17 protein-coding genes are annotated in these 21,493 nt (G+C 37.9%); 16 read left to right on the top strand and 1 reads right to left on the bottom strand.

Annotation, left to right across the window (positions count from 1 at the left end):
* The first annotated feature begins 110 nt into the window (after window positions 1-110).
* The 10 genes from mnmE (at window position 111) to GZ212_RS14960 (ending at window position 14,417) form a co-directional block, all read left to right on the top strand.
* Window positions 111-1,505, top strand: a complete 1,395-nt coding sequence (gene mnmE, locus GZ212_RS15005) for a tRNA uridine-5-carboxymethylaminomethyl(34) synthesis GTPase MnmE (protein ID WP_166962007.1) — start codon at window positions 111-113, stop codon at window positions 1,503-1,505.
* Between the two features lie 224 nt (window positions 1,506-1,729).
* A complete protein-coding gene (locus tag GZ212_RS15000) occupies window positions 1,730-2,101 on the top strand; it encodes a hypothetical protein (RefSeq protein ID WP_166962004.1) in 372 nt (123 codons plus the stop codon).
* Between the two features lie 101 nt (window positions 2,102-2,202).
* Window positions 2,203-2,613, top strand: coding sequence for a hypothetical protein (locus GZ212_RS14995; RefSeq protein WP_240923828.1), 411 nt, complete (start codon window positions 2,203-2,205; stop codon window positions 2,611-2,613).
* A gap of 108 nt (window positions 2,614-2,721) precedes the next feature.
* The gene (locus GZ212_RS14990) at window positions 2,722-6,543 is read left to right on the top strand and encodes an efflux RND transporter permease subunit (RefSeq protein WP_166962002.1); all 3,822 of its coding nucleotides are present in this window, start codon (window positions 2,722-2,724) and stop codon (window positions 6,541-6,543) included.
* Complete coding sequence (locus GZ212_RS14985) at window positions 6,540-7,763, top strand: TolC family protein (RefSeq protein ID WP_166962000.1); 1,224 nt, start codon at window positions 6,540-6,542, stop codon at window positions 7,761-7,763. The genes GZ212_RS14990 and GZ212_RS14985 overlap by 4 nt, the downstream gene beginning before the upstream one ends.
* Window position 7,764: 1 nt before the next feature.
* Window positions 7,765-10,266 carry a heavy metal translocating P-type ATPase gene (locus tag GZ212_RS14980; protein ID WP_166961997.1) on the top strand — a complete coding sequence of 834 codons (2,502 nt, stop codon included), beginning with the start codon at window positions 7,765-7,767 and terminating at the stop codon, window positions 10,264-10,266.
* 148 nt (window positions 10,267-10,414) lie between these two features.
* Window positions 10,415-10,708 carry a four helix bundle protein gene (locus tag GZ212_RS14975; protein WP_370520499.1) on the top strand — a complete coding sequence of 98 codons (294 nt, stop codon included), beginning with the start codon at window positions 10,415-10,417 and terminating at the stop codon, window positions 10,706-10,708.
* The gene (locus GZ212_RS14970; RefSeq protein ID WP_166961994.1) at window positions 10,705-12,420 is read left to right on the top strand and encodes an efflux RND transporter periplasmic adaptor subunit; all 1,716 of its coding nucleotides are present in this window, start codon (window positions 10,705-10,707) and stop codon (window positions 12,418-12,420) included. The genes GZ212_RS14975 and GZ212_RS14970 overlap by 4 nt, the downstream gene beginning before the upstream one ends.
* A 9-nt stretch (window positions 12,421-12,429) precedes the next feature.
* A complete protein-coding gene (locus GZ212_RS14965; protein ID WP_166961991.1) occupies window positions 12,430-12,876 on the top strand; it encodes a heavy-metal-associated domain-containing protein in 447 nt (148 codons plus the stop codon).
* 152 nt (window positions 12,877-13,028) lie between these two features.
* The gene (locus GZ212_RS14960) at window positions 13,029-14,417 is read left to right on the top strand and encodes a sodium:alanine symporter family protein (RefSeq protein WP_166961988.1); all 1,389 of its coding nucleotides are present in this window, start codon (window positions 13,029-13,031) and stop codon (window positions 14,415-14,417) included.
* Here GZ212_RS14960 and GZ212_RS14955 read toward each other — a convergent pair.
* The gene (locus GZ212_RS14955) at window positions 14,395-15,312 is read right to left on the bottom strand and encodes an AraC family transcriptional regulator (RefSeq protein WP_166961985.1); all 918 of its coding nucleotides are present in this window, start codon (window positions 15,310-15,312) and stop codon (window positions 14,395-14,397) included. The genes GZ212_RS14960 and GZ212_RS14955 overlap by 23 nt on opposite strands.
* Before the next feature lie 215 nt (window positions 15,313-15,527).
* Here GZ212_RS14955 and GZ212_RS14950 point away from each other — a divergent pair, with 215 nt between their 5' ends.
* The 6 genes from GZ212_RS14950 to GZ212_RS14925 all read left to right on the top strand — a co-directional run bounded on the left by GZ212_RS14950 (window position 15,528) and on the right by GZ212_RS14925 (window position 21,444).
* The gene (locus GZ212_RS14950) at window positions 15,528-17,027 is read left to right on the top strand and encodes an aldehyde dehydrogenase family protein (RefSeq protein WP_166961983.1); all 1,500 of its coding nucleotides are present in this window, start codon (window positions 15,528-15,530) and stop codon (window positions 17,025-17,027) included.
* Window positions 17,028-17,087: 60 nt separating this feature from the next.
* Window positions 17,088-17,450, top strand: coding sequence for a DUF779 domain-containing protein (locus GZ212_RS14945; protein ID WP_166961980.1), 363 nt, complete (start codon window positions 17,088-17,090; stop codon window positions 17,448-17,450).
* A 139-nt stretch (window positions 17,451-17,589) separates the two neighbouring features.
* On the top strand, window positions 17,590-18,009 hold the full coding sequence (locus tag GZ212_RS14940; RefSeq protein WP_053970134.1) for a helix-turn-helix domain-containing protein: 420 nt from the start codon (window positions 17,590-17,592) through the stop codon (window positions 18,007-18,009).
* Between the two features lie 110 nt (window positions 18,010-18,119).
* Window positions 18,120-19,370 (top strand): hypothetical protein, encoded by a 1,251-nt coding sequence (locus GZ212_RS14935; RefSeq protein ID WP_053970101.1) that lies wholly within the window; start codon window positions 18,120-18,122, stop codon window positions 19,368-19,370.
* A gap of 11 nt (window positions 19,371-19,381) precedes the next feature.
* Window positions 19,382-19,642, top strand: coding sequence for a DUF4212 domain-containing protein (locus GZ212_RS14930; protein WP_053970100.1), 261 nt, complete (start codon window positions 19,382-19,384; stop codon window positions 19,640-19,642).
* A gap of 23 nt (window positions 19,643-19,665) precedes the next feature.
* Window positions 19,666-21,444 (top strand): sodium:solute symporter family protein, encoded by a 1,779-nt coding sequence (locus GZ212_RS14925; RefSeq protein WP_166961977.1) that lies wholly within the window; start codon window positions 19,666-19,668, stop codon window positions 21,442-21,444.
* Window positions 21,445-21,493: the final 49 nt, after the last annotated feature.

The raw sequence follows: 21,493 nt of genomic DNA, 5'->3' as shown, positions 1-21,493 counted from the left end.
ATTTTTTTATTAAAGTTTGGCACAAATATAACGGTTCTTCTAAATAATGTTTGTTAATATCTGCCTAATAATGAAGATGCTTATTAAAAGCCATTTAGTACTTTTGCTGTATGGTACAAGATGACAATATCATTGCGCTCGCTACAGCATCTGGTGTAGGGGCTATTGCAGTTTTAAGAATTTCAGGTAAGCAGGCTATAGAAATGGCTTCGGGTGTTTTTAAATCCATTCATGGTAAACAGTTGACAGATCAAAAAACACACACGGTGCATCTAGGCCACATTATGGATTCTGAAAGGGTTATCGATGAGGTTTTGGTTACTGTTTTTAAAAATCCACACTCTTACACTGGTGAGAATGTGGTTGAGATAAGTTGTCACGGTTCTAGTTTTATTCAGCAGGAAATTTTGCAACTTTTTTTGCGTCGCGGATGCCGAATGGCGCAACCTGGTGAGTTTACACTTAGAGCTTTTTTAAATGGTAAACTGGATTTAAGCCAAGCCGAGGCGGTAGCCGACTTGATAGCGAGTGATAATGAAGCTTCCCATAAATTGGCCATGTCGCAAATGCGAGGTGGGTTTTCAAATGAAATCGCCAAACTAAGAGAAGAGCTTTTGAATTTTGCATCGCTTATTGAATTGGAATTGGATTTTGCAGAAGAGGATGTGGAGTTTGCAGATCGTACGCAATTCAAAGATTTGGTGGAACGCATTCTTTTTGTTTTAAAGCGATTGATAGACTCCTTTGCAGTTGGTAATGTGATTAAAAATGGGATACCTGTGGCTATAGTGGGAGAGCCCAATGTTGGGAAATCAACGTTGTTGAATGCGCTCTTAAATGAGGAACGAGCCATTGTTAGTGATATAGCTGGGACGACGAGAGACACTATTGAGGATGAAATTTCCATAGGAGGTATCGGCTTTCGATTTATTGATACGGCTGGGATTAGGGAAACGGAAGATGTGGTGGAGAGCATCGGTATCAAAAAAACCTTTGAAAAAATTGAACAAGCGCAAGTCGTCATATTTCTAGCGGATGGCCTTCAATTAAAAAATGTCAATTACTTGAAAGGATTTCAGGTTGAAATCGAAAAGATAAAAAATAAGTATCCACAGAAGCCTATTATCATCATAGCTAATAAGGTGGATATGCTTTCTGAAGCAGAAATAGAATCTATAACTTCCGAAATAGAGCAAGTGCACTTACTTTCTGCTAAGACCGGATTTGGCGTAGAGGCCTTAACCGATAAGTTACTCAACCTAATTAATACCGGTGCTTTAAGAAACAACGAAACGATTGTCACCAATACCCGTCACTATGATGCCTTGTTAAAGGCTATGGAAGAGATGCAAAAGGTAAAATATGGCTTGGATTCTGGACTGTCGGGAGATTTAATGGCTATAGATATTCGGGAGGCTTTGTATCACTTTGGAGAGATTACAGGGCAGGTCACTAATGACGAACTACTAGGTAATATCTTTGCTAACTTTTGTATCGGAAAGTAAATACACAAAATATCACAAAGAAAAACACAGAGAACCCTTATTTTATAAGGGTTTTTTATTTCGTTTTAATAAAATTTAAGGACTTAATAAGGCGTCCTAATTTATCTAAGATATCCAATTTCATGCTAGAACTATAATTTGGGATAAAGGTCTTTTAAGGTTTTATTTCCTTTGGTGTTGTAAGAATGTAATTGAACATTCAGGTTGAACCAAAACTTATAGTCATGAAAAGATTTATTATAATATTATTAGCCGTAGTGCTTTTTTCAAATTGTTCATCAGGTAGTTTCGAACTAGACCTCTATGATGGACAAAATTTTTCTAATTTAGGGTCAGTTTGTCCTAATAAGTATTATGTGTATCTACATGTTGTTGATTGTTTGGATGAACCAATTGAAGTCCAAATTGATTCTAATGAATATACGAGACTTACCGAAATCTATGATGAAAGTGAAGAAGCGTGTGTTGAAGTTAATGTTGACTATATAGAGGGTAACGCTACGGATGGTTATTATTTTGATGGGTTTATCAATCTATCAACATCAAAAGATGAGGTTTTTGTTATCAAAAATAAATGCCTTGATGGAGATGATTAAAAATTTGAGTTAAAATCCCCACTCAAATTAGGGTTGAAAATTGCCTAACATTTGTTAAACAAGGCACCGGTTTCTTTATTTTTTGTAATTTCGTACTACTTATGAAACAATTATTGCATAAAACGGTATCTTTTGTAATGGCTATGGTGGTGCTTTTCTCTACCATGTCATTTACTGTAAATATGCATTATTGTGGCGATAAGCTTGTTGAGACTGCTGTATTCCACAAGGTAAAAGGTTGTGGCATGGAGATGGAAAAACCAGCAAGCGATGGTTGTGACATAACCAAAAAAAGTTGTTGTAACGATAAACAATTGGTAGTTGATGGGCAAGACGAACTACAAACTATTGACAAAGTTTCATTTGAACAACAAGTTTTTATCACTTCATTTATATATTCATACATCAATCTTTTTGAAGGGATAGATGAAAATGTTACTTCCTACGTAGCATACAAACCACCTCTCGTTGTCAGGCAAATCTTCAAGATTGACGAGACCTATTTAATTTGATTTTAAACTTTAGACTAGATTATCTTTTAACCCAATGGTTGTAAGGATAATTTGTTGTATCCGGTGTTGTTGTAACGCCAATGTCTAACGGTTTAACAATCAGAACACATGCTAAATAAAAGCATCAAATTTTTAATCGAGAATAAACTTGTCGCAGTCTTGCTACTCGTCCTTTTTGTAGGATGGGGAACCGTACATGCACCTTTTAATTGGGATACAGGATTTCTTCCTAATGATCCAGTTGCGGTAGATGCTATCCCAGATATTGGTGAGAACCAACAAATTGTATTTACCAAATGGGATGGTCGCTCACCACAAGATATTGAAGACCAAATTACGTATCCGTTAACGACATCGTTATTAGGTATTCCTGGCGTAAAAACCATTCGTAGCTCCTCCATGTTTGGGTTTTCTAGTATCTATATCATTTTTGAAGAGGATGTGGAATTTTATTGGAGTAGAAGTCGGATACTTGAAAAACTCAATTCGTTGCCAAGTGGTTTGTTGCCAGAGAATGTCAATCCCACTCTTGGTCCAGATGCAACTGGTCTCGGACAAATATTTTGGTATACCTTGGAAGGTAGGGATGAAAATGGAAATGTAACAGGTGGTTGGGACTTGCAAGAATTACGTAGCATTCAAGACTACTATGTAAAATACGCTTTATCCTCGGCAAGTGGTGTTTCAGAAGTAGCTTCCATTGGAGGATATGTGCAAGAATATCAGATTGATGTCAATCCAGAATTGATGCGACAATACCAAATTGGTCTTGGCCAAATTGTAACGGCGGTCAAGGAAAGTAACAGAGATATTGGGGCACAGACTTTAGAAATCAATCAAGCTGAATATTTGGTGCGTGGTTTGGGCTATGTTAAATCCATATCAGACATTGAGAATGCTGTAGTGACTTCAGAAAATTACACAGCTATCAAGATTAAAGATGTGGCCAAGGTATCTCTAGGTCCTGCAGCAAGACGAGGGATTTTGGATAAGGAAGGAGCTGAGGTAGTTGGTGGTGTTATCGTAGCGCGTTATGGTGCGAACCCCATGGAAGTCATTAACAATGTAAAAGCTAAAATCAATGAGCTAAGTGCTGGCCTACCAACCAAAACATTGGCAGATGGTAGAACTTCTCAAGTTACCATTGTTCCATTCTACGATAGAACCGAACTTATTCAAGAGACATTAGGAACACTTAATGAAGCATTAACCTTAGAAATATTAATTACCATTTTAGTCATTATAATTATGGTATTTAATCTACGTGCATCGGTGCTCATTTCAGGGTTATTACCGGTAGCCGTTTTAATGGTTTTCATTGCTATGAAACTCTTTGGAGTCGATGCCAATATCGTAGCATTATCAGGTATAGCCATTGCTATTGGTACCATGGTGGATGTAGGTGTTATTCTTTCAGAAAATATTATACGCCATTTTGATGAAGCTGAAAAATTGGAACCTGGAGGCTCGATGTTAGAGGTAGGGAATCCAATTTCTAAGAAGCAGCCATCTACCCTCCAATCTCTAACTTCTAGTGTACAAAGTAGCAATCAAATTGTATACAATGCGACCGCGGAAGTTTCTGGGGCTATTGTAACCGCAGTTATGACGACTATTATTAGTTTCATTCCTGTATTTACCATGATTGGTGCTGAGGGTAAATTATTTCGCCCCTTAGCATTTACCAAGACCTTTGCTTTAACGGCTTCTATCATCGTAGCCTTATTTTTAATCCCGCCTTTTGCAGCTTTTTTATTCCGAAAAAAGAGCCTTCAAAAACAATTTAAATATGTTTTAAATGGTGTTTTAATTGCTTTAGGTGTCTTGGCTATTTTTTATGGATATTGGTTGGGAGTCGTTCTAATCGCATTTGGTGTTACGGCCTTTTTAAATCTTCAAAATAGGATTACAGAAAAGCAGGCCAACTTGGCCAATATTATTATTTCAGCTTCGGCAATAGTGTTCTTGTTGGCGGAGTATTGGCGACCATTAGGTGTCAATGAAAGCATCTTTTTAAATCTCATTTTCGTAGCCATTATTTGTTTTGGTTTGTTAGGGGTTTTCTCATTGTTCATTACATATTACACACGTATTTTAAGATGGTGTTTAGACAATAAATTACTATTTCTGTCTATTCCCACGGCTATAGTCATTGCCGGATTTTTCATTATGAAAAACACAGGAAAGGAGTTTATGCCTTCCCTAAATGAAGGTTCTTTTCTTTTAATGCCAACGTCTATGCCACATTCTGGTGTCGAGGAAAACAAACGTGTGTTGCAGCAATTGGATATGGCCGTAGCTAGTATTCCTGAAATTGAAACGGTTGTAGGTAAAGCGGGTAGAACGGAATCGGCATTGGATCCAGCTCCATTATCTATGTATGAAAATATCATTCAATATAAACCAGAATACATGTTGAATGAGAAAGGAGAACGCCAACGCTATAGAGTCAACGGTGATGGTTTGTTTGAGCTGAAAGATGGTCGTTTTATTGCAAATCTTAACAATGCTGTCAGTTCGAGCGCAGTCGAGAACAGAAGCGACATCTCGACTGCGCTCGATGTGACATCTGCAATGTTTATTCCAGACAATGAAGGCGAATTTTTTCGAAACTGGCGGCCAGAAATTCAATCGCCTGATGACATATGGAATGAGATTGTTAAAGTCACTAAGTTACCAGGGGTAACCTCAGCGCCAAAATTGCAACCTATTGAAACCCGCTTGGTCATGTTGCAAACAGGGATGCGTGCTCCTATGGGAATTAAAGTAAAAGGGCAAGACTTAAAACAGATTGAAGCCTTTGGGGTGCAATTGGAAACCATTTTAAAACAAGCGGTAGGTGTGAAAGAAGAGGCAGTTTTTGCAGATAGAATTGTAGGAAAGCCTTATTTACTTATTGATATCGACAGAGAAAAGATTGCACGATATGGCGTTAGCATTGAGGAAGTGCAAAATGTTTTAAAAGTCGCCGTTGGTGGTATGTCTTTAACTCAAACCGTTGAAGGTCGTGAGCGCTACGGCGTACGTGTGCGTTACCCACGGGAATTACGGGCTAATCCAACCGATTTAGAGCAAATTTATATTCCTGTTGAAAGTGGAAGCCCTGTTCCTCTGGCGGAATTGGCAACAATAAGATATGAGCAAGGACCACAGGTGATTAAAAGCGAGGACACTTTTTTGGTAGGCTATGTGTTGTTTGATAAAAAAGATGGGTTTGCCGAGGTTGATGTCGTTGAGAATGCTCAAGCTTTGATTCAAAGTAAAATAGATTCCGGTGACCTCATTGTTCCAAAAGGTATCAATTACCAATTTACCGGAAGCTATGAAAATCAATTGCGAGCTGAAAAGACCCTGTCTGTTGTTGTTCCCTTGGCATTGGTGATAATCTTTTTAATCCTGTATTTCCAATTCCGTTCAGTTGCAACTTCATTAATGGTATTTACGGGTATTGCCGTAGCATTTGCAGGTGGATTTTTAATGATTTGGCTATATGGACAGTCGTGGTTTTTGAACTTTAGTTTTTTTGGAGAAAATCTTAGAGACTTGTTCCAAATGCACCCTATTAATTTAAGTGTGGCTGTTTGGGTTGGATTTATTGCCCTTTTTGGAATTGCAACTGATGATGGCGTTGTGATGGCCACCTACTTGACGCAGACCTTTCAAAGAAATACACCAGAAAGTAAAAAAGGAATAAGAGCTTCAGTAGTTGAAGCGGGTGAGAAACGTATTCGTCCGTGTTTAATGACTACAGCTACAACGCTTTTAGCTTTATTACCAGTTTTGACTTCTTCAGGTCGTGGGAGTGATATTATGATTCCCATGGCCATACCAAGTTTTGGAGGTATGCTTATCGCTTTAATTACCTTGTTTGTTGTTCCTGTTCTGTACAGTTGGAAAGCGGAAATACAACTTAAAAGCTCAATCAAATGAAACAATTAATAACATTATTTATTTTGGTCACAATGCTCTTTTCCACAAAAGGGAGGGCCCAACAATTAGAGTCTTATATAGATGAGGCATTGACTAACAATCCAGAAATTGCAAAATTTGAATTGCAATATAAGATTGCTTCCGAAAAAGTGAACGAAGTAAATGTAGTTCCAAATACCGAGTTTGGTGTGGGGTACTTTGTAAGCGAACCAGAAACCCGTACGGGAGCCCAACGTTTTAAGGTGTCGGCCAAACAAATGTTGCCATGGTTTGGAACCATTACTTCTCGAGAAACTTATATGAATTCATTGGCAGATGCTAAGTATGAAGATGTAGTCATTGCCAAACGCCAATTAATAGCTTCAATAGCTCAATCTTATTACAGGCTATATGCGAATAAGGCAAAACAAAGCATACTATTGAAAAACATTGACCTTTTGGAAACTTATGAAACCATGGCCTTAACATTCGTTGAGGTTGGCAAAGCGTCGGCGGTTGATGTTTTGAAGCTTCAAATGCGTAAAAACGATATGCAACAATTAATAGAAGTGCTTCAGCAGCAATATGTATCTGAACAAACTACTTTTAATAAACTTCTTAATAAGGATAAAGATGAAGAAATAAATGTGGTATCAGAACTTTTTATTCCTTCGGAAGAGGTAGATGTCAATACGGAAGATTTAAAGGTACACCCAGAGCTGATAAAGTACGATAAGTTGTTCCAATCTGTGGAACAGTCCGAGTTGCTCAATCAAAAAGAGAGCAGTCCTATGATTGGTTTTGGCTTGGATTACATCAATGTTGAAAAACGTCCAGATATGACCTTCTCTGATAATGGGAAGGATATTGTTATGCCTATGGTATCCCTTTCGATACCCATATTTAATAATAGATACAAATCGGTTTCCAAACAAAATGAATTTCAGCAACAACAAATAAATTATCAAAAGCAAGAGCGTCTAAATGTATTGGAAACGCGTTTGGATCAAGCCATAAATGAACGTCATGCTGCAAGAATAAGCTTTGATACCCAATCCAAAAACTTAAAACAGGCCAATAATGCCGAAGACATTTTGATAAAGAACTATGAAACCGGAACGATTGATTTTAATGATCTTTTGGATATCCAAGAACTGCAATTCAAGTTTGAGGTGAATCAAATTGAGGCTGTAAAAGCCTATAATGTGCAGAGTACCATCATAAATTATTTAACAAATTAAAATGACACATACCTATCATATACACGGAATGACCTGTAACGGTTGTCGTTGTCACGTAGAAGAAACACTTTCAAAAGTACAAGGTGTTTCAAAGGCAACGGTTAATTTAGAAAAATCTGAAGCCATTATAGAAATGGAGCAGCATATTCCTTTAGAAACATTTCAAAAGGCATTAAAAGATGATGGTGATAGATATGGTATCCATTATCAAGGTGAACATCATCATCAATCAAAAGTTGAAGCGGATAATACACCTAAAGGCAAAGGCACCGGCACATTTTATTGTCCCATGCATTGTGAGGGTGACAAAACTTACGACAAACCTGGCGATTGTCCTGTTTGTGGGATGGATTTGGTAGAAGAACAGCGTTTTTCAAATACAGAAGCAGAACAATGGACCTGCCCCATGCATCCAGAAATTGTCAAAGATGAAGCAGGTTCATGTCCCATTTGCGGAATGGATTTGGTACCTAAAAAACCTGACCTGTCTGCTGAAGAGAAAAATTATAAAAAGCTATTAAGAAAATTCTGGATTGCTGTAGCCTTTACGTTGCCAGTATTCTTGATTGCCATGAGCGAAATGCTTAACAACAATCCATTGTATGACATTTTAGAGCAGAAGTATTGGAATTGGATACAGTTAGGACTTTCAATTCCAGTGGTTTTTTACGCCACATGGATGTTCTTTGAGCGCGCTTATCGCAGTATCAAAACTTGGAATTTAAACATGTTTACACTCATAGGGATTGGTGCAGGTGTTGCTTGGATCTTTAGTGTATTTGGTTTGTTATTCCCCGATTTTTTTCCAGCTCAGTTCAAAACTGAAACGGGGACGGTTCATGTATATTTTGAGGCAGCTACTGTTATTCTAACCTTGGTACTTTTAGGACAGGTTTTGGAAGCAAGAGCGCACAGTAAGACTAACGCAGCGGTGAAGGAATTGCTTAAGTTGGCCCCGAATAAGGCCATTAAAGTAGTAGATGGAGATGAGGTTGAGGTGTCAATAGATGCTATCGAAGTTGGAGATGTTTTGAAAGTTAAACCAGGGGATAAAATTCCTGTTGACGGTGTCATTATCGAGGGTGGCAGTAGTATTGACGAATCCATGATCACAGGGGAGCCAATCCCGGTCAATAAAGCGGAAGGTGATCATGTAAGTAGTGGAACCATAAACGGTAATCAAATGTTTTTGATGAAGGCCGAAAAAATAGGTAGTGATACACTATTGTCCCAAATTATCAAAATGGTAAATGATGCCAGTAGAAGTAGAGCGCCTATTCAAAGGTTGGCAGATAGAATATCAGCTTATTTTGTTCCTATTGTAGTATTGATTTCTGTAATTACGTTCATTGTATGGGCCATTTTTGGTCCAGATCCCGCTTATGTGTTTGCATTGGTAAATGCCATTGCCGTTTTGATTATAGCTTGTCCGTGTGCTCTTGGGTTAGCCACTCCTATGTCTGTGATGGTTGGCGTTGGTAAAGGAGCTCAACATGGTGTGTTGATCAAAAATGCTGAAGCACTTGAAAAAATGAATCAGGTAACTACCCTTATAATTGATAAAACGGGAACCATTACAGAAGGAAAACCTACTGTGGAAAAGGTAGGGGCCTTTAGGGATGGTTTTGATGACAAACAAGTTCTTGATTACATCGTCTCGATAAACAGCCATAGTGAACATCCTCTAGCAGATGCTATTGTAAAGTATGGCAAGTCAAACGGCGCAGATATTCTAAAGGCAATTAATTTTAGTGCTTTGACTGGTAAAGGTGTTAAAGCTGACATTCAAAATTCAAAGATAGCTTTAGGAAACCCGAAAATGATGGATGAAGCTCAGGCAAAAATAACTTCAGAAATGGAAGAGGTGGTTAAAAGCTACCAACAAAAAGGTAAGACGGTATCTTACTTAGCCGTGGATGGATCTGTTGTGGGCTATGTTGTTATTGGGGATCAAATAAAAGAGACTAGTAGTAAAGCTATAAAAGAACTTCAGGATTCTGGTGTTGATGTAGTTATGCTTACCGGGGATAACAAGGAAACGGCTCAAGCCGTGGCATCCGAATTGCAACTGGCTAGTTTTAAGGCTGGGATGCTTCCTGAAGATAAGCTTAAAGAAGTGGAAAGATTGCAAAAAGAGGGGAAAGTAGTAGCTATGGCGGGAGACGGAATCAATGATGCCCCTGCATTGGCTAAAAGCGATGTGGGTATTGCCATGGGAACAGGAACTGATGTAGCTATAGAAAGTGCCATGATTACTCTTGTAAAGGGAGATTTGCATGGAATTGTTAAGGCGAGACATTTAAGTGAAGCCGTGATGAGCAATATTAAACAAAACTTGTTTTTCGCTTTGATCTACAATACGGTTGGGGTTCCGGTGGCAGCAGGTATCTTGTTTCCGTTTTTCGGAATATTATTATCACCTATGATAGCAGCCTTAGCTATGAGCTTTAGTTCCGTTTCGGTAATTGCTAACGCGTTACGATTGAGAAATGTGAAAATTTGAGGATGGGTAGATGTGCAGATGTGCAGATGTGCGGATTTGCAAATGAGTAGATGTGTAGATGGGAGTAAGTTAGATTAAATTTATTATGAAAGTAAGATGAAAAAAAATGAATTGTTAGAGGTTACGTTTCAATTGGCATTGGAAGTAGTTGCTTATTCTGAGTTTGGAGGAGCATAAAAAATACGTCATTGCTCGTCAAATATTATGCTCAGGTACTTCGATTGGTGCAAATGCCAGAGAAGCACAAGGCGCTGAAAGTAAAGCAGATTTCATTCATAAATTAAAAATAGCTTACAAGGAAGCTGAAGAGTTGACCTATTGGTTGGATCTAAGTAGGTATTCAAAAAACTATCCAGACCCTACCAAGGCATTAATAGATTTATTAGAATCCAGTAAAAAATTATTAGGTAGAATTATTTCAACATCAAAATCAAGAACATGAAAAGAATATTATATATAAAGTTGATTCTTGTACTAATTTTGGGTATTGTGATTGGTGTGGTGGTTACAAGATTGTTTTCTAATCGACAAATAGATTCATCCACTCATTCGCACATCGAAACATCCTCGCATCAAAATCAAATATGGACCTGCTCCATGCACCCTCAAATTATGCAGCCGGAGCCCGGTGATTGCCCCATATGTGGAATGGATTTAATTCCTGCAGAAGCCGGAGCTGATGGATTAACAGCCGACCAATTTAGGTTAACACCTAATGCCATGGCACTAGCCGATATTCAGACAAGTGTTGTGGGGGTAGGTAAGGAAAATCATTCCTCTAAATTGTCTGGTAAAATTGTAGAAAATGAAGAAGCTAATAAGGTGCAAGCCAGTTATTTTTCTGGGCGCATAGAACAATTATACGTAAGTTTTACTGGGGAAAAGGTCAATAAGGGGCAGATTTTAGCTGCCATTTATTCATCAGAACTATATGCAGCACAACAAGAATTAATCACAGCATTATCTTTAAAGGAATCCCAACCAGAATTATATAAAGCAGTTCGTAATAAATTAAAATTATGGAAGCTTTCTGAAAGTCAAATCAATCAAATAGAGGAAACAGGGAGGGTCAAAGAAAATTTTCCTGTATATGCAAATGTTTCAGGGACCGTTACTGATAAATTGGTAGAAGCAGGAGATTATGTAAAGCAAGGACAGGCTTTGTTGAAAATTGCCAATCTGAATTCTGTTTGGGCTCATTTTGATGTGTATGAAAATCAAATAGAGCAATTTAAAGAGGGTCAAGAGGTGAAGGTTGCAACAAATGCATATCCTAATAAAGAGTTCAAGGGAACAGTAGATTTTATAGATCCAATTTTAAACACAAAAACACGTACGGTTACTTTAAGGGTCGTTTTAAATAACAAAGATTCGGTTTTTAAACCTGGTATGTTTGTGTCAGCAGAAGTTGAAGGTGTCAATAATAATTCAAATGAAGTTTTAACGGTTCCGTCATCAGCTATTCTTTGGACGGGGGAGCGCTCAGTCGTTTACTTGAAAACCAATCCCAATGAACCTGTTTTTGAAATGCGGGAAGTAACTCTGGGTAATAAACAGGGAGATAGTTTTGAGATATTGAATGGTCTTTCTGGGGGAGATGAAATTGTAACAAATGGAACCTTTACAGTAGATGCTGCGGCACAATTGCAAGGGAAGAAATCAATGATGAATGGTAATCGATCACAAGTCGGATTTGAAGTGCCAGAGTCCTTTAAAATCGAATTGCAACAAGTTTATGAAGCTTATATAGAATTAAAGGATGCTTTGGTTCAAACAGATTTAAACTTGACCAAATCCAGTGCATCTCAACTTGAGGAGAAAACACAGGCGGTTGATATGGAATTGTTAACCAATGATAAGGCTCATCTTGAGTGGATGGAGATTTTAAAAGCATTGAAATCAAGCACCCAGACGATTAAACAAACAAATCAAATAGATGAAGCGCGAATGGGGTTTAAAACTTTGTCTGAAAACCTCATTAAAGCGATCCAAACCTTTGGAATTGGAGAAACTACCTATAAGCAGTATTGTCCCATGGCAGATAGCGATAAAGGGGCCTACTGGTTGAGTAAGGAAAAAGAAATATTGAATCCATATTTTGGTGATAAAATGCTAAAATGTGGGGAAGTAAAAGAAACAATCTATAACAAATAAATTTTAAACATGAAGCGAGTAATTTTAAGTATGGCAGTTGTTGCTGCCATGATTTCAACAAGTTGTAAGAATGAAACGAAACAAGCCGAGGATGTGGCCGATACCACTACTGTTGCAAGCGAAGAAATTGCAATGACCGATGCTACTTTTGGAGTTAGAGGGAATTGTGGTATGTGTAAAAGTACCATTGAAACAGCAGCAAATGGAGTAGAAGGTGTTGCCAGTGCCAATTGGGATGTTGATAAGAAAAAGATCGATGTCACCTTTGATGAATCTAAAACAGATTTGATGGCGATCCATCAGGCCATCGCTGCCTCTGGATACGATACTGAAAAAGTGGCGGGCAATTTAGAAGCTTATGAGAAATTACCAGGATGTTGTCATTACGATCATGAGATGGCTATGAATCAAACAGGTGAGGTTAAAGCGGAAGATCATTCGGGTCATGACCACTAATTAATCAGGTTGCAGATAAAAAAAATCGTCTTTAAAGACGATTTTTTTTTATCCATCAATCGTCGATTGGTAATTTGCAGTTGAAATCTACTATCTTATGCCATAATTACTAAAACGCCTTCCCTTTGGCATTTTTTTACAAGGGACATTAAATGGATAGACTAAATGATATAGTTTCTGAATTTGCTTCACTGGCTTGGGGACTGCCCTTGCTTGTATTGTTAATAGGAGGAGGATTGTATTTGTTGATTCGATCAAGATTGCTTCCATTTATATATTTTGGACATGCCATCAACGTTTTAAGAGGCAAGTATGATGACCCAAATGATCCCGGGGAAATTAGTCACTTTCAAGCCTTAAGTACGGCCTTGTCTTCTACCATTGGAATGGGAAATATTGCGGGAGTAGCTGTAGCGATTTCAATTGGTGGTCCTGGGGCTGTTTTTTGGATGTGGGTAAGTGCCTTTATAGGAATGGCGACCAAATTTTTCACATCCACTTTGGCTGTCATGTATCGGGGTAAGGATTCTAATGGTGAGCTACAAGGTGGTCCTATGTATGTCATTATGGAAGGCCTTGGTAAACGATGGAAATTTTTAGCGGTACTTTTCAGCTTTTGTGGGATGGTTGGAGCACTACCTGTTTTTAATGCGAATCAATTGACTCAAGCCATTGGGGATATTCTCTTAGTTCCGAATGGGATTAGCGTAAATGACACGACTAATTTGATGATTGGGGGTGTTTTGGTAGTACTGACAGCTATGGTTATTTTGGGCGGACTGAAACGCATTGGAAAAATTGCATCCAGAATGGTCCCAAGTATGGTTTTACTGTATTTTATTTTGGTGCTCATTATCTTGTTTGTGAACGCTTCCGAAGTTCCAAAATATCTCAAAATGATTTTTACAGATGCCTTTTCAGCCAAAAACTATTTGGGCGATGAGTTTTTAGGTGGAATGGTAGGAGGCCTTATCTTATTAGGAATAAGAAGAGGCGCTTTTTCAAATGAGGCGGGTATTGGTACGGCGCCTATGGCTCATGGTGCTGCGAAAACCAAAGAGCCCGTTAGGGAAGGATTGGTGGCCATGTTAGGGCCTTTTATTGATACGATTGTTGTTTGTACTTTGACAGCATTGTCTATCTTGGTGACAGGTGTTTGGCAAACCTCCAATGATAATGGGGTTAGTTTAACGGCCTCTGCTTTTGAGAAGGCCATACCTATTTATGGAAGTTACTTGCTGTTGCTTTGTGTGGCGGTATTTAGTTTATCTTCCCTGTTTTCGTTTTCGTATTACGGTTCAAAATGTTTGTCTTTTTTATTCGGAGCGCATAACAAGAAATACTACAACTATATTTATGTGGTGAGTATTTTACTCGGTGCCGCAACCCCGCTAAGCATGATGATAAATTTGGTGGACGGCGCGTTTGCCCTCATGGCTATTCCAACGATGATTTCCACACTGATATTAGCACCCAAGGTGCTTCAGGAATTTAAAGCGTATGTAGAAAGAAGTAATCTTACTTCTCGAAGGAATTCTTGAATTGTTGAGGTGTCATTAGTTCGAGCTTTTTAAACTGTCGGTTAAAATAGCTGGTATTGTTGAATCCAGATTTAAAAGCGATTTCAGAAATACGTAAATCAGCAGATTCTTTTATAAGTTTTTTGGAAAACTTGATTTTTTCAGAATTGATATAATCTATAGGAGAAATTCCCAAAGTGTTTTTAAACTTTTTATGGAAATGGGAAGTGCTCATACAAGCCTTTTCAGCAAGAAGATCTACGGTTATATCCTTGTTGGTTAAATTTTTCTTGATGTATTTGATAACCATTCCAATGCGGGTGTCATTAAATATACCTTCAGTATCATTTAATAGGAAAGCTTTCGCTTTTGTTTGAAGCAACCTAACAATTAGTTCCTGAATCATTAGGTCTAATAGGACGTCTTTCGATTTGTTACTATTGGTGAACGTAAGAACCAGTCTTTCTATTAAATGGTTGACATCTATATTATTTATAAGGTGGGAGGCATTGTTATCCAGTTTCCATTGGTTGTTCTCTTCTTCAATAGAAACATGGTTATTGAACTTTTCAACCACTTCTTCAATTTTATCAGTGTCAATTCCCAAAGCCAAACACTGGGTAGGATCATCTGCTTTTGCTAAAGGGAAATCAATAACCATTTCCTTATTAGTTGGCATTACTACAGATTCTCCAGGGAAAAAATCAAAGGAAGGCAAGCCGTCAATGTGCATCACTTTTTTACCCGTTAGCATGCTGGCAATGATAGGAAAATCAAATTTTAAAGACACTTTTTCAGCATAGGCATGAGTTTCATAAATGTTTAACTCGGCATAGTTTGAATTATAGGTCGTTCTGTTTTCAACCAAAGTGGTGATTTTTCGATGCGTATTATGGTGCTTTAAAAGTTGATTCATGTCCAATGATACAAAATTCTAATGTTGGAATTGGGAGATAATAGAATTGTACAACAATATAATAAATATGTTCAATTTTTTTAGAATAAGACAAAATAACTTTATAAAAATGATAAAAGAGTTAAAATTTACTAGGTTAAATTGTTAAAAATGTAAAACATTAACCTTTTTATTCGTTTATTATAATTATTTAATCACACACTAATTTAATAATAATGAGTTATTCAAAACCAAAATTCAAACAAGCTTATGGCAACTTCATCAATGGGAAATTTGTAGACCCAGTGGGTGGAGATTATTTTGAAAATCGATCGCCAGTTGATGGAACATTAATAGCGAAGTATCCCAGATCGCAAAAGGAAGATATTGATTTAGCTTTAGACGCTGCCAATGCGGCTAAGGAAAGCTGGGGCAATACTTCTGCAACTGAAAGGGCTACTCTTCTAAATAAAGTGGCAGATATTATTGAAGCTAATTTAGAGGAGTTTGCTCTAGTTGAAACATGTGATAACGGGAAGCCTATCAGAGAGACTTTAAATGCTGATGTTCCTTTATCTGTGGATCATTGGCGTTATTTTGCGGCGTGTATTAGAGCAGAGGAGGGAACAGCAACCGAATTGGATTCCAATACCCTTTCTATGAACATCAAAGAACCTCTTGGCGTTGTCGGACAAATCATTCCTTGGAATTTTCCGTTATTGATGTTATCATGGAAATTACCACCAGCATTGGCAACAGGTAATTGCGTGGTTCTTAAACCTGCGGAACAAACCCCTTCATCAGCAACCTTGCTTATGGAAAAAATAGCAGATGTTTTTCCTCCAGGGGTTATAAATGTGGTGCACGGATTTGGTCCGGAAGCTGGAAAACCATTGGCTTCAAGTTCAAGAGTGGACAAGGTAGCCTTTACAGGTGAAACTACAACAGGACAGTTGATCATGCAGTACGCTTCAAAGAATCTAAATCCTGTAACGATGGAGTTAGGTGGAAAGTCACCAAACATATTCTTTAATAGTGTTATGGATGAAGATGATGCCTTCCTGGATAAAGCCATTGAGGGTGCTGTGCTATTTGCGTTTAATCAAGGCGAGGTGTGCACCTGTCCGTCCAGAATTTTGGTTCAAGAAGATATTTACGACAAATTCATGGAGCGTGTTGTTAAAAGAACAGAAGCCATTGTTCAAACCAATCCTTATGATACGTCTACAATGGTAGGGGCTCAGGCTTCAAATGATCAATTTGAAAAAATTCAGTCTTACATTAAAATAGGTAAGGATGAAGGAGCAAAAGTGTTATGTGGTGGTGAAGCAAACAAATTGGAAGGAGAATTTGCCAATGGTTATTATATCAAACCAACCATTCTTGAGGGACATAATAAGATGCGGGTTTTCCAGGAAGAGATTTTTGGGCCGGTCGTTTGTGTAACCAAGTTTAAGGATGAAGCCGAAGCTATAGAAATAGCAAATGATACATTATATGGATTGGGAGCAGGTGTCTGGACCAGAGATGCCCACCAGTTATATCAAATTCCTCGCGCCATTAAGGCAGGTCGTGTTTGGGTAAATTGTTACCATGCCTATCCAGCACACGCACCATTTGGAGGATACAAGAAATCCGGTTTCGGAAGAGAGAATCACCTAATGATGATGGATCACTATCGTCAAACCAAGAATATGCTTATCTCATATGATAAAAATAAACTTGGATTCTTTTAGGAGTTTAGTTAGTTAGTTTAAGGCTGGGTGGTTCCAGCCTTTTTTTTTAAATTTAAGTTTATGGAAAGAGTAGCAATTACAGAAAATGCCTCAAAGGTGGTTGAAGAACTTAAAGAAAAATTTGGGGAACTTATTTTTCATCAAAGTGGAGGATGTTGTGATGGGTCATCACCCATGATTTTTGAAAAGGAAGATATGTATCTGGATGAAAGTGATATTCTAATGGGTAATTTGTTGGGCGTTAATTTTTATATGAACAAAGACCAATTTGAATATTGGAAACATACCCATTTAACTGTGGATATTACAGAAGGCAGAGGCGCCAGTTTTTCTTTGGAGATTCCTATGGGAGTCAGGTTTATTATCCACTCTAGAATGTTAACTCCAGAGGAGGAAGCCTATTTTAATGCAAAAGCGGAATAATGGAGTAAAATGTCATTTTGTGATAATTTTTCAATTTGCAGCTGTAAAATATAGGTATATCCAATTATTTAAGTGAAAATATTAATGAATTGATATTTTAATGTTGCTAAATTACTATATTTATGCAAAATTAATATATATGAAGATTGACTTGTGTCCCAATTGCGGTTCAGACCATTATATAAAGAGTGGCATTGTTAACGACCGCCAACGTTATAAATGTAAATCATGCGGTTATTTCTTTACTGTTAACAAGCTTGGAAAGCGCATCGACGACTATTATGTCAATAAGGCTTTGCAATTATATTTAGAAGGATTGACCTATCGTGAAATCGAACGAATTTTAGGAATTTCGCATGTGAGTATCATGAATTGGGTTAAGAAGTATAATGTCAAACGCCCTTATAAAACAGATTATCATCCAACTTATAAGATTTTAAATGCCGAGGAATTGGGGAAATATTTTTCCAATTCTAATAATTTATCGGGTGCTGGTGTCTTGGTAACAGAGCTTGGAGATAAGTTTATGTTGATTAAATGGGAGCGATTTAAAGATTAACTATATCTAATGAACATAAAAATATATTAATTTTTTGTTAACAAAAGAATTTAAAGAGATTAGCAATGCACACAAAACTAATTGTTAATTAACTAATCTTTTTAAATTTTATGAGAAAAACACTATTCATAATGGCAGGATTTCTTTTTGCGTCCTGCCATTTTTTATTTGCCCAAGGATCGCCCGATTATACTGGCGGACTCAAGGTAAAACTGGATGAAGAGGGGAAAAAATACTTCCGTATTATCTCATGGGCACAAGTTCAAGCGGCTTACAGTGATGACGTACCAGACGAATCCAGTAAGCTTAACTTTAATCTGCGACGTGCCAGGGTTTTAATGTATGCCCAAATCAATGAGAAATTTTTAATTCTAACCCATTTCGGACTTAATAGTCTAAATGCTTCAAACATGACTCCAGTGGGAACAGGTAATAATTCCCAATTGTTCTTTCATGATGTTTGGGCACAATATAATATAGCTAAAAATCACACCATTGGTGGTGGTTTACACTATTTCAATGGGATTTCTAGATTGAACAATCAAAGTACTTTAAATTTTCTAACCTTGGATAATAACAGACAGTCTTGGTCTACTCTAGGGCTTTCTGATCAGTTTGCAAGACATATAGGAATCTTTGCCAAAGGTAAGTTTGGCAGATTGCAATACCGTGTTGCAGTAAATGATGCGATTACCAATTCATTAGATGTTCAGAATAGAGTAGCATATGATGGCGATGGAAATCTAGATATAGCTGAAAACACCACCTATTATGCCGGTAGAAAACTATTAGGAACTAAAGACGCAGGGAAAGCATATTCAGGCTATTTTGATTATAACTTTTTTGATCAGGAATCCAATTTTCTGCCTTTTAAAGTAGGTTCCTATGTGGGTACTAAAAAGGTATTCAATGTTGGAGCTGGTTTCTTCTTGCATCCCAATGGTGCGGTAAGAATGGAAGGAACTGAATTAGCTGGTGAAGATGTGGCCATTTTTGCAGTAGATGCCTTTTATGATGCGCCGCTAGGGGAGAGTGGTAGTGCTATTACTGCCTACGCTACGTTTCAATCCAATGACTATGGTGAAGATTATTTATACAGCGCTTATGGAACAGGATCTATGGTTTATGGCCACTTTGGTTTCCTAATTCCTGGTGATAAGACTAAAGCGAGATTTCAGCCATATGTGTCCTATGCTTCCAATAGTTATGATGCTGTGGATGACAATCGCAATATTCTGGGAATTGGCGCTAATGCCTATTTCAGCGGACATAATTCCAAACTGACCTTGGAATATAAAAATCAAAAATTCGGAGATTCAAACGTTGGGTCTGTCACATTACAAGCAATGATTTATTTATAAAATTTAAGATAATGACTGAAAAACAAAAACATGCAACTGCTTATTGGAAAGAAAACCTGAAATATCTAATCATCTTGTTGGTGATCTGGTTTTTGGTTTCCTATGGGGCAGGGATTTTATTCAAAGATGCTTTGAATGAAGTTAGATTGGGTGGATTTAAACTAGGGTTTTGGTTCGCACAACAAGGGTCTATTTACGTATTTATCGTGTTGATTTTCGTTTACGTAAGACTAATGAACAAATTGGATAAAAAATATGGTTTCGACGAGTAAACCAATAAAAACATATTAAAATTATGAGTGTACAAACGTGGACTTGGATACTAGTAGGGATCACTTTCGCCCTATATTTTGGAATTGCTATTTGGGCTAGAGCTGGCTCAACCAAAGAGTTTTATGTTGCTGGAGGAGGCGTATCTCCTTTAGCCAACGGTATGGCTACGGCTGCTGATTGGATGAGTGCTGCTTCCTTTATTTCCATGGCGGGGATTATTTCCTTTGCTGGATATGACGGATCGGTATATTTGATGGGCTGGACTGGAGGCTATGTGCTCTTGGCCTTATTATTGGCGCCTTATCTCCGGAAGTTTGGAAAATTTACGGTGCCAGATTTTATTGGTGACCGTTATTACTCCAATGCGGCTAGAACGGTTGCTGTAATCTGTGCCTTAATTGTTTCATTTACCTATGTTGCCGGACAAATGCGTGGTGTGGGAATCGTATTTTCCCAATTCCTTCAAGTTGATATTAATACAGGTGTCATTATTGGAATGGCTGTAGTATTGGTTTTCGCCTTTTTGGGTGGAATGAAGGGTATCACTTATACGCAGGTAGCACAATATTGTGTTTTGATTTTTGCCTTTATGGTACCAGCTTTCTTTATCTCCATGCAAATGACTGGAAACCCAATTCCTCAGATTGGAATGGGAGGAAAACTAGAAGGTGGTGCCTATTTATTGGATAAATTGGACGCCTTACACACACAATTAGGTTTCAACGAATATACAGATGGTACAAAATCAACTTGGGATGTTTTTGCAATTACTTTAGCTCTAATGGTTGGTACGGCAGGATTACCTCACGTGATCGTGAGATTCTTTACGGTACCTAAAGTGAAGGATGCTAGAAAATCAGCAGGTTTGGCCTTGTTGTTCATTGGTATCCTATATACCACAGCACCAGCGATTGCCGTTTTTGCTAGAACCAATCTTATTGATACGGTTAGTGAGCAAGAATATGCACAAATGCCAGAGTGGTTCAAAAATTGGGAGAATACAGGTCTTATCGCTTGGAGCGATAAAAACAATGATGGAAAAATCCAATATGTGGCCGGTAGTGCCATAGACGGAAAAAAACCTTTGTTTTCCGATACCCGTGGAGAGCATGGGGAACGCATGGTTACCAATGTGAATGCCGAATCCAAAAATGAGCTTTATGTAGATAGAGATATTATGGTATTGGCAAATCCAGAAATTGCTAAGTTACCTAACTGGGTTATTGCTTTAGTAGCAGCAGGGGGATTGGCAGCAGCTTTATCAACGGCAGCTGGACTTCTTTTAGTAATATCTACCTCCATTTCCCATGACTTGATTAAAAAGCAAATCAAACCAGATATTTCTGAAAAAGGTGAGCTTTGGGCAGCTAGAATTGCCATTTTAGTAGCCATTATTATCGCTGGATTGTTCGGTATTTATCCACCGGGATTTGTAGCGGCGGTAGTAGCACTTGCCTTCGGATTGGCGGCGGCATCCTTTTTCCCAGCCATTATCCTCGGAATATTTGATAAGCGTATGAACAAGCAGGGAGCTGTTTCTGGTATGATCGTCGGAATTACGCTTATGTTGTTTTACATGATTCGTTACAAAACAGGTTTGATTGGGGTGATGGACCCAAGACCAGCATCTGAATGGTGGTTTGGAACTTCCCCAGAAGGATTTGGAACAGTAGCTATGATTGTCAACGTGATTATTTCTGTGGTCGTTTCTAGAATGACGCCAGCACCTCCACATGAGGTACAAGAAATTGTTGAGCATATAAGAATACCTAGTGGAGCAGGAGAAGCCACTCATCACTAGGCTATATTTTAGGTTTATTAGTTAGCTTTAAACAGTGTCAATGGGTTTT

It is taken from the genome of Mangrovimonas sp. CR14 (genome assembly GCF_011764015.1).
Lineage (GTDB): Bacteria > Bacteroidota > Bacteroidia > Flavobacteriales > Flavobacteriaceae > Mangrovimonas > Mangrovimonas futianensis.
The sequence above is the reverse complement of the archived record's forward strand: the minus strand, read 5'-3'. Positions and strand labels throughout refer to the sequence as shown.

Bases quoted from the DNA above. Each gene is read 5' to 3' on its own strand.
- mnmE (WP_166962007.1), top strand. From the start codon at position 111: ATGGTACAAGATGACAATATCATTGCGCTCGCTACAGCATCTGGTGTA.
- GZ212_RS15000 (WP_166962004.1), top strand. From the start codon at position 1,730: ATGAAAAGATTTATTATAATATTATTAGCCGTAGTGCTTTTTTCAAAT.
- GZ212_RS14995 (WP_240923828.1), top strand. From the start codon at position 2,203: ATGAAACAATTATTGCATAAAACGGTATCTTTTGTAATGGCTATGGTG.
- GZ212_RS14990 (WP_166962002.1), top strand. From the start codon at position 2,722: ATGCTAAATAAAAGCATCAAATTTTTAATCGAGAATAAACTTGTCGCA.
- GZ212_RS14985 (WP_166962000.1), top strand. From the start codon at position 6,540: ATGAAACAATTAATAACATTATTTATTTTGGTCACAATGCTCTTTTCC.
- GZ212_RS14980 (WP_166961997.1), top strand. From the start codon at position 7,765: ATGACACATACCTATCATATACACGGAATGACCTGTAACGGTTGTCGT.
- GZ212_RS14970 (WP_166961994.1), top strand. From the start codon at position 10,705: ATGAAAAGAATATTATATATAAAGTTGATTCTTGTACTAATTTTGGGT.
- GZ212_RS14965 (WP_166961991.1), top strand. From the start codon at position 12,430: ATGAAGCGAGTAATTTTAAGTATGGCAGTTGTTGCTGCCATGATTTCA.
- GZ212_RS14960 (WP_166961988.1), top strand. From the start codon at position 13,029: ATGGATAGACTAAATGATATAGTTTCTGAATTTGCTTCACTGGCTTGG.
- GZ212_RS14955 (WP_166961985.1), bottom strand. From the start codon at position 15,312: ATGAATCAACTTTTAAAGCACCATAATACGCATCGAAAAATCACCACT.
- GZ212_RS14950 (WP_166961983.1), top strand. From the start codon at position 15,528: ATGAGTTATTCAAAACCAAAATTCAAACAAGCTTATGGCAACTTCATC.
- GZ212_RS14945 (WP_166961980.1), top strand. From the start codon at position 17,088: ATGGAAAGAGTAGCAATTACAGAAAATGCCTCAAAGGTGGTTGAAGAA.
- GZ212_RS14940 (WP_053970134.1), top strand. From the start codon at position 17,590: ATGAAGATTGACTTGTGTCCCAATTGCGGTTCAGACCATTATATAAAG.
- GZ212_RS14935 (WP_053970101.1), top strand. From the start codon at position 18,120: ATGAGAAAAACACTATTCATAATGGCAGGATTTCTTTTTGCGTCCTGC.
- GZ212_RS14930 (WP_053970100.1), top strand. From the start codon at position 19,382: ATGACTGAAAAACAAAAACATGCAACTGCTTATTGGAAAGAAAACCTG.
- GZ212_RS14925 (WP_166961977.1), top strand. From the start codon at position 19,666: ATGAGTGTACAAACGTGGACTTGGATACTAGTAGGGATCACTTTCGCC.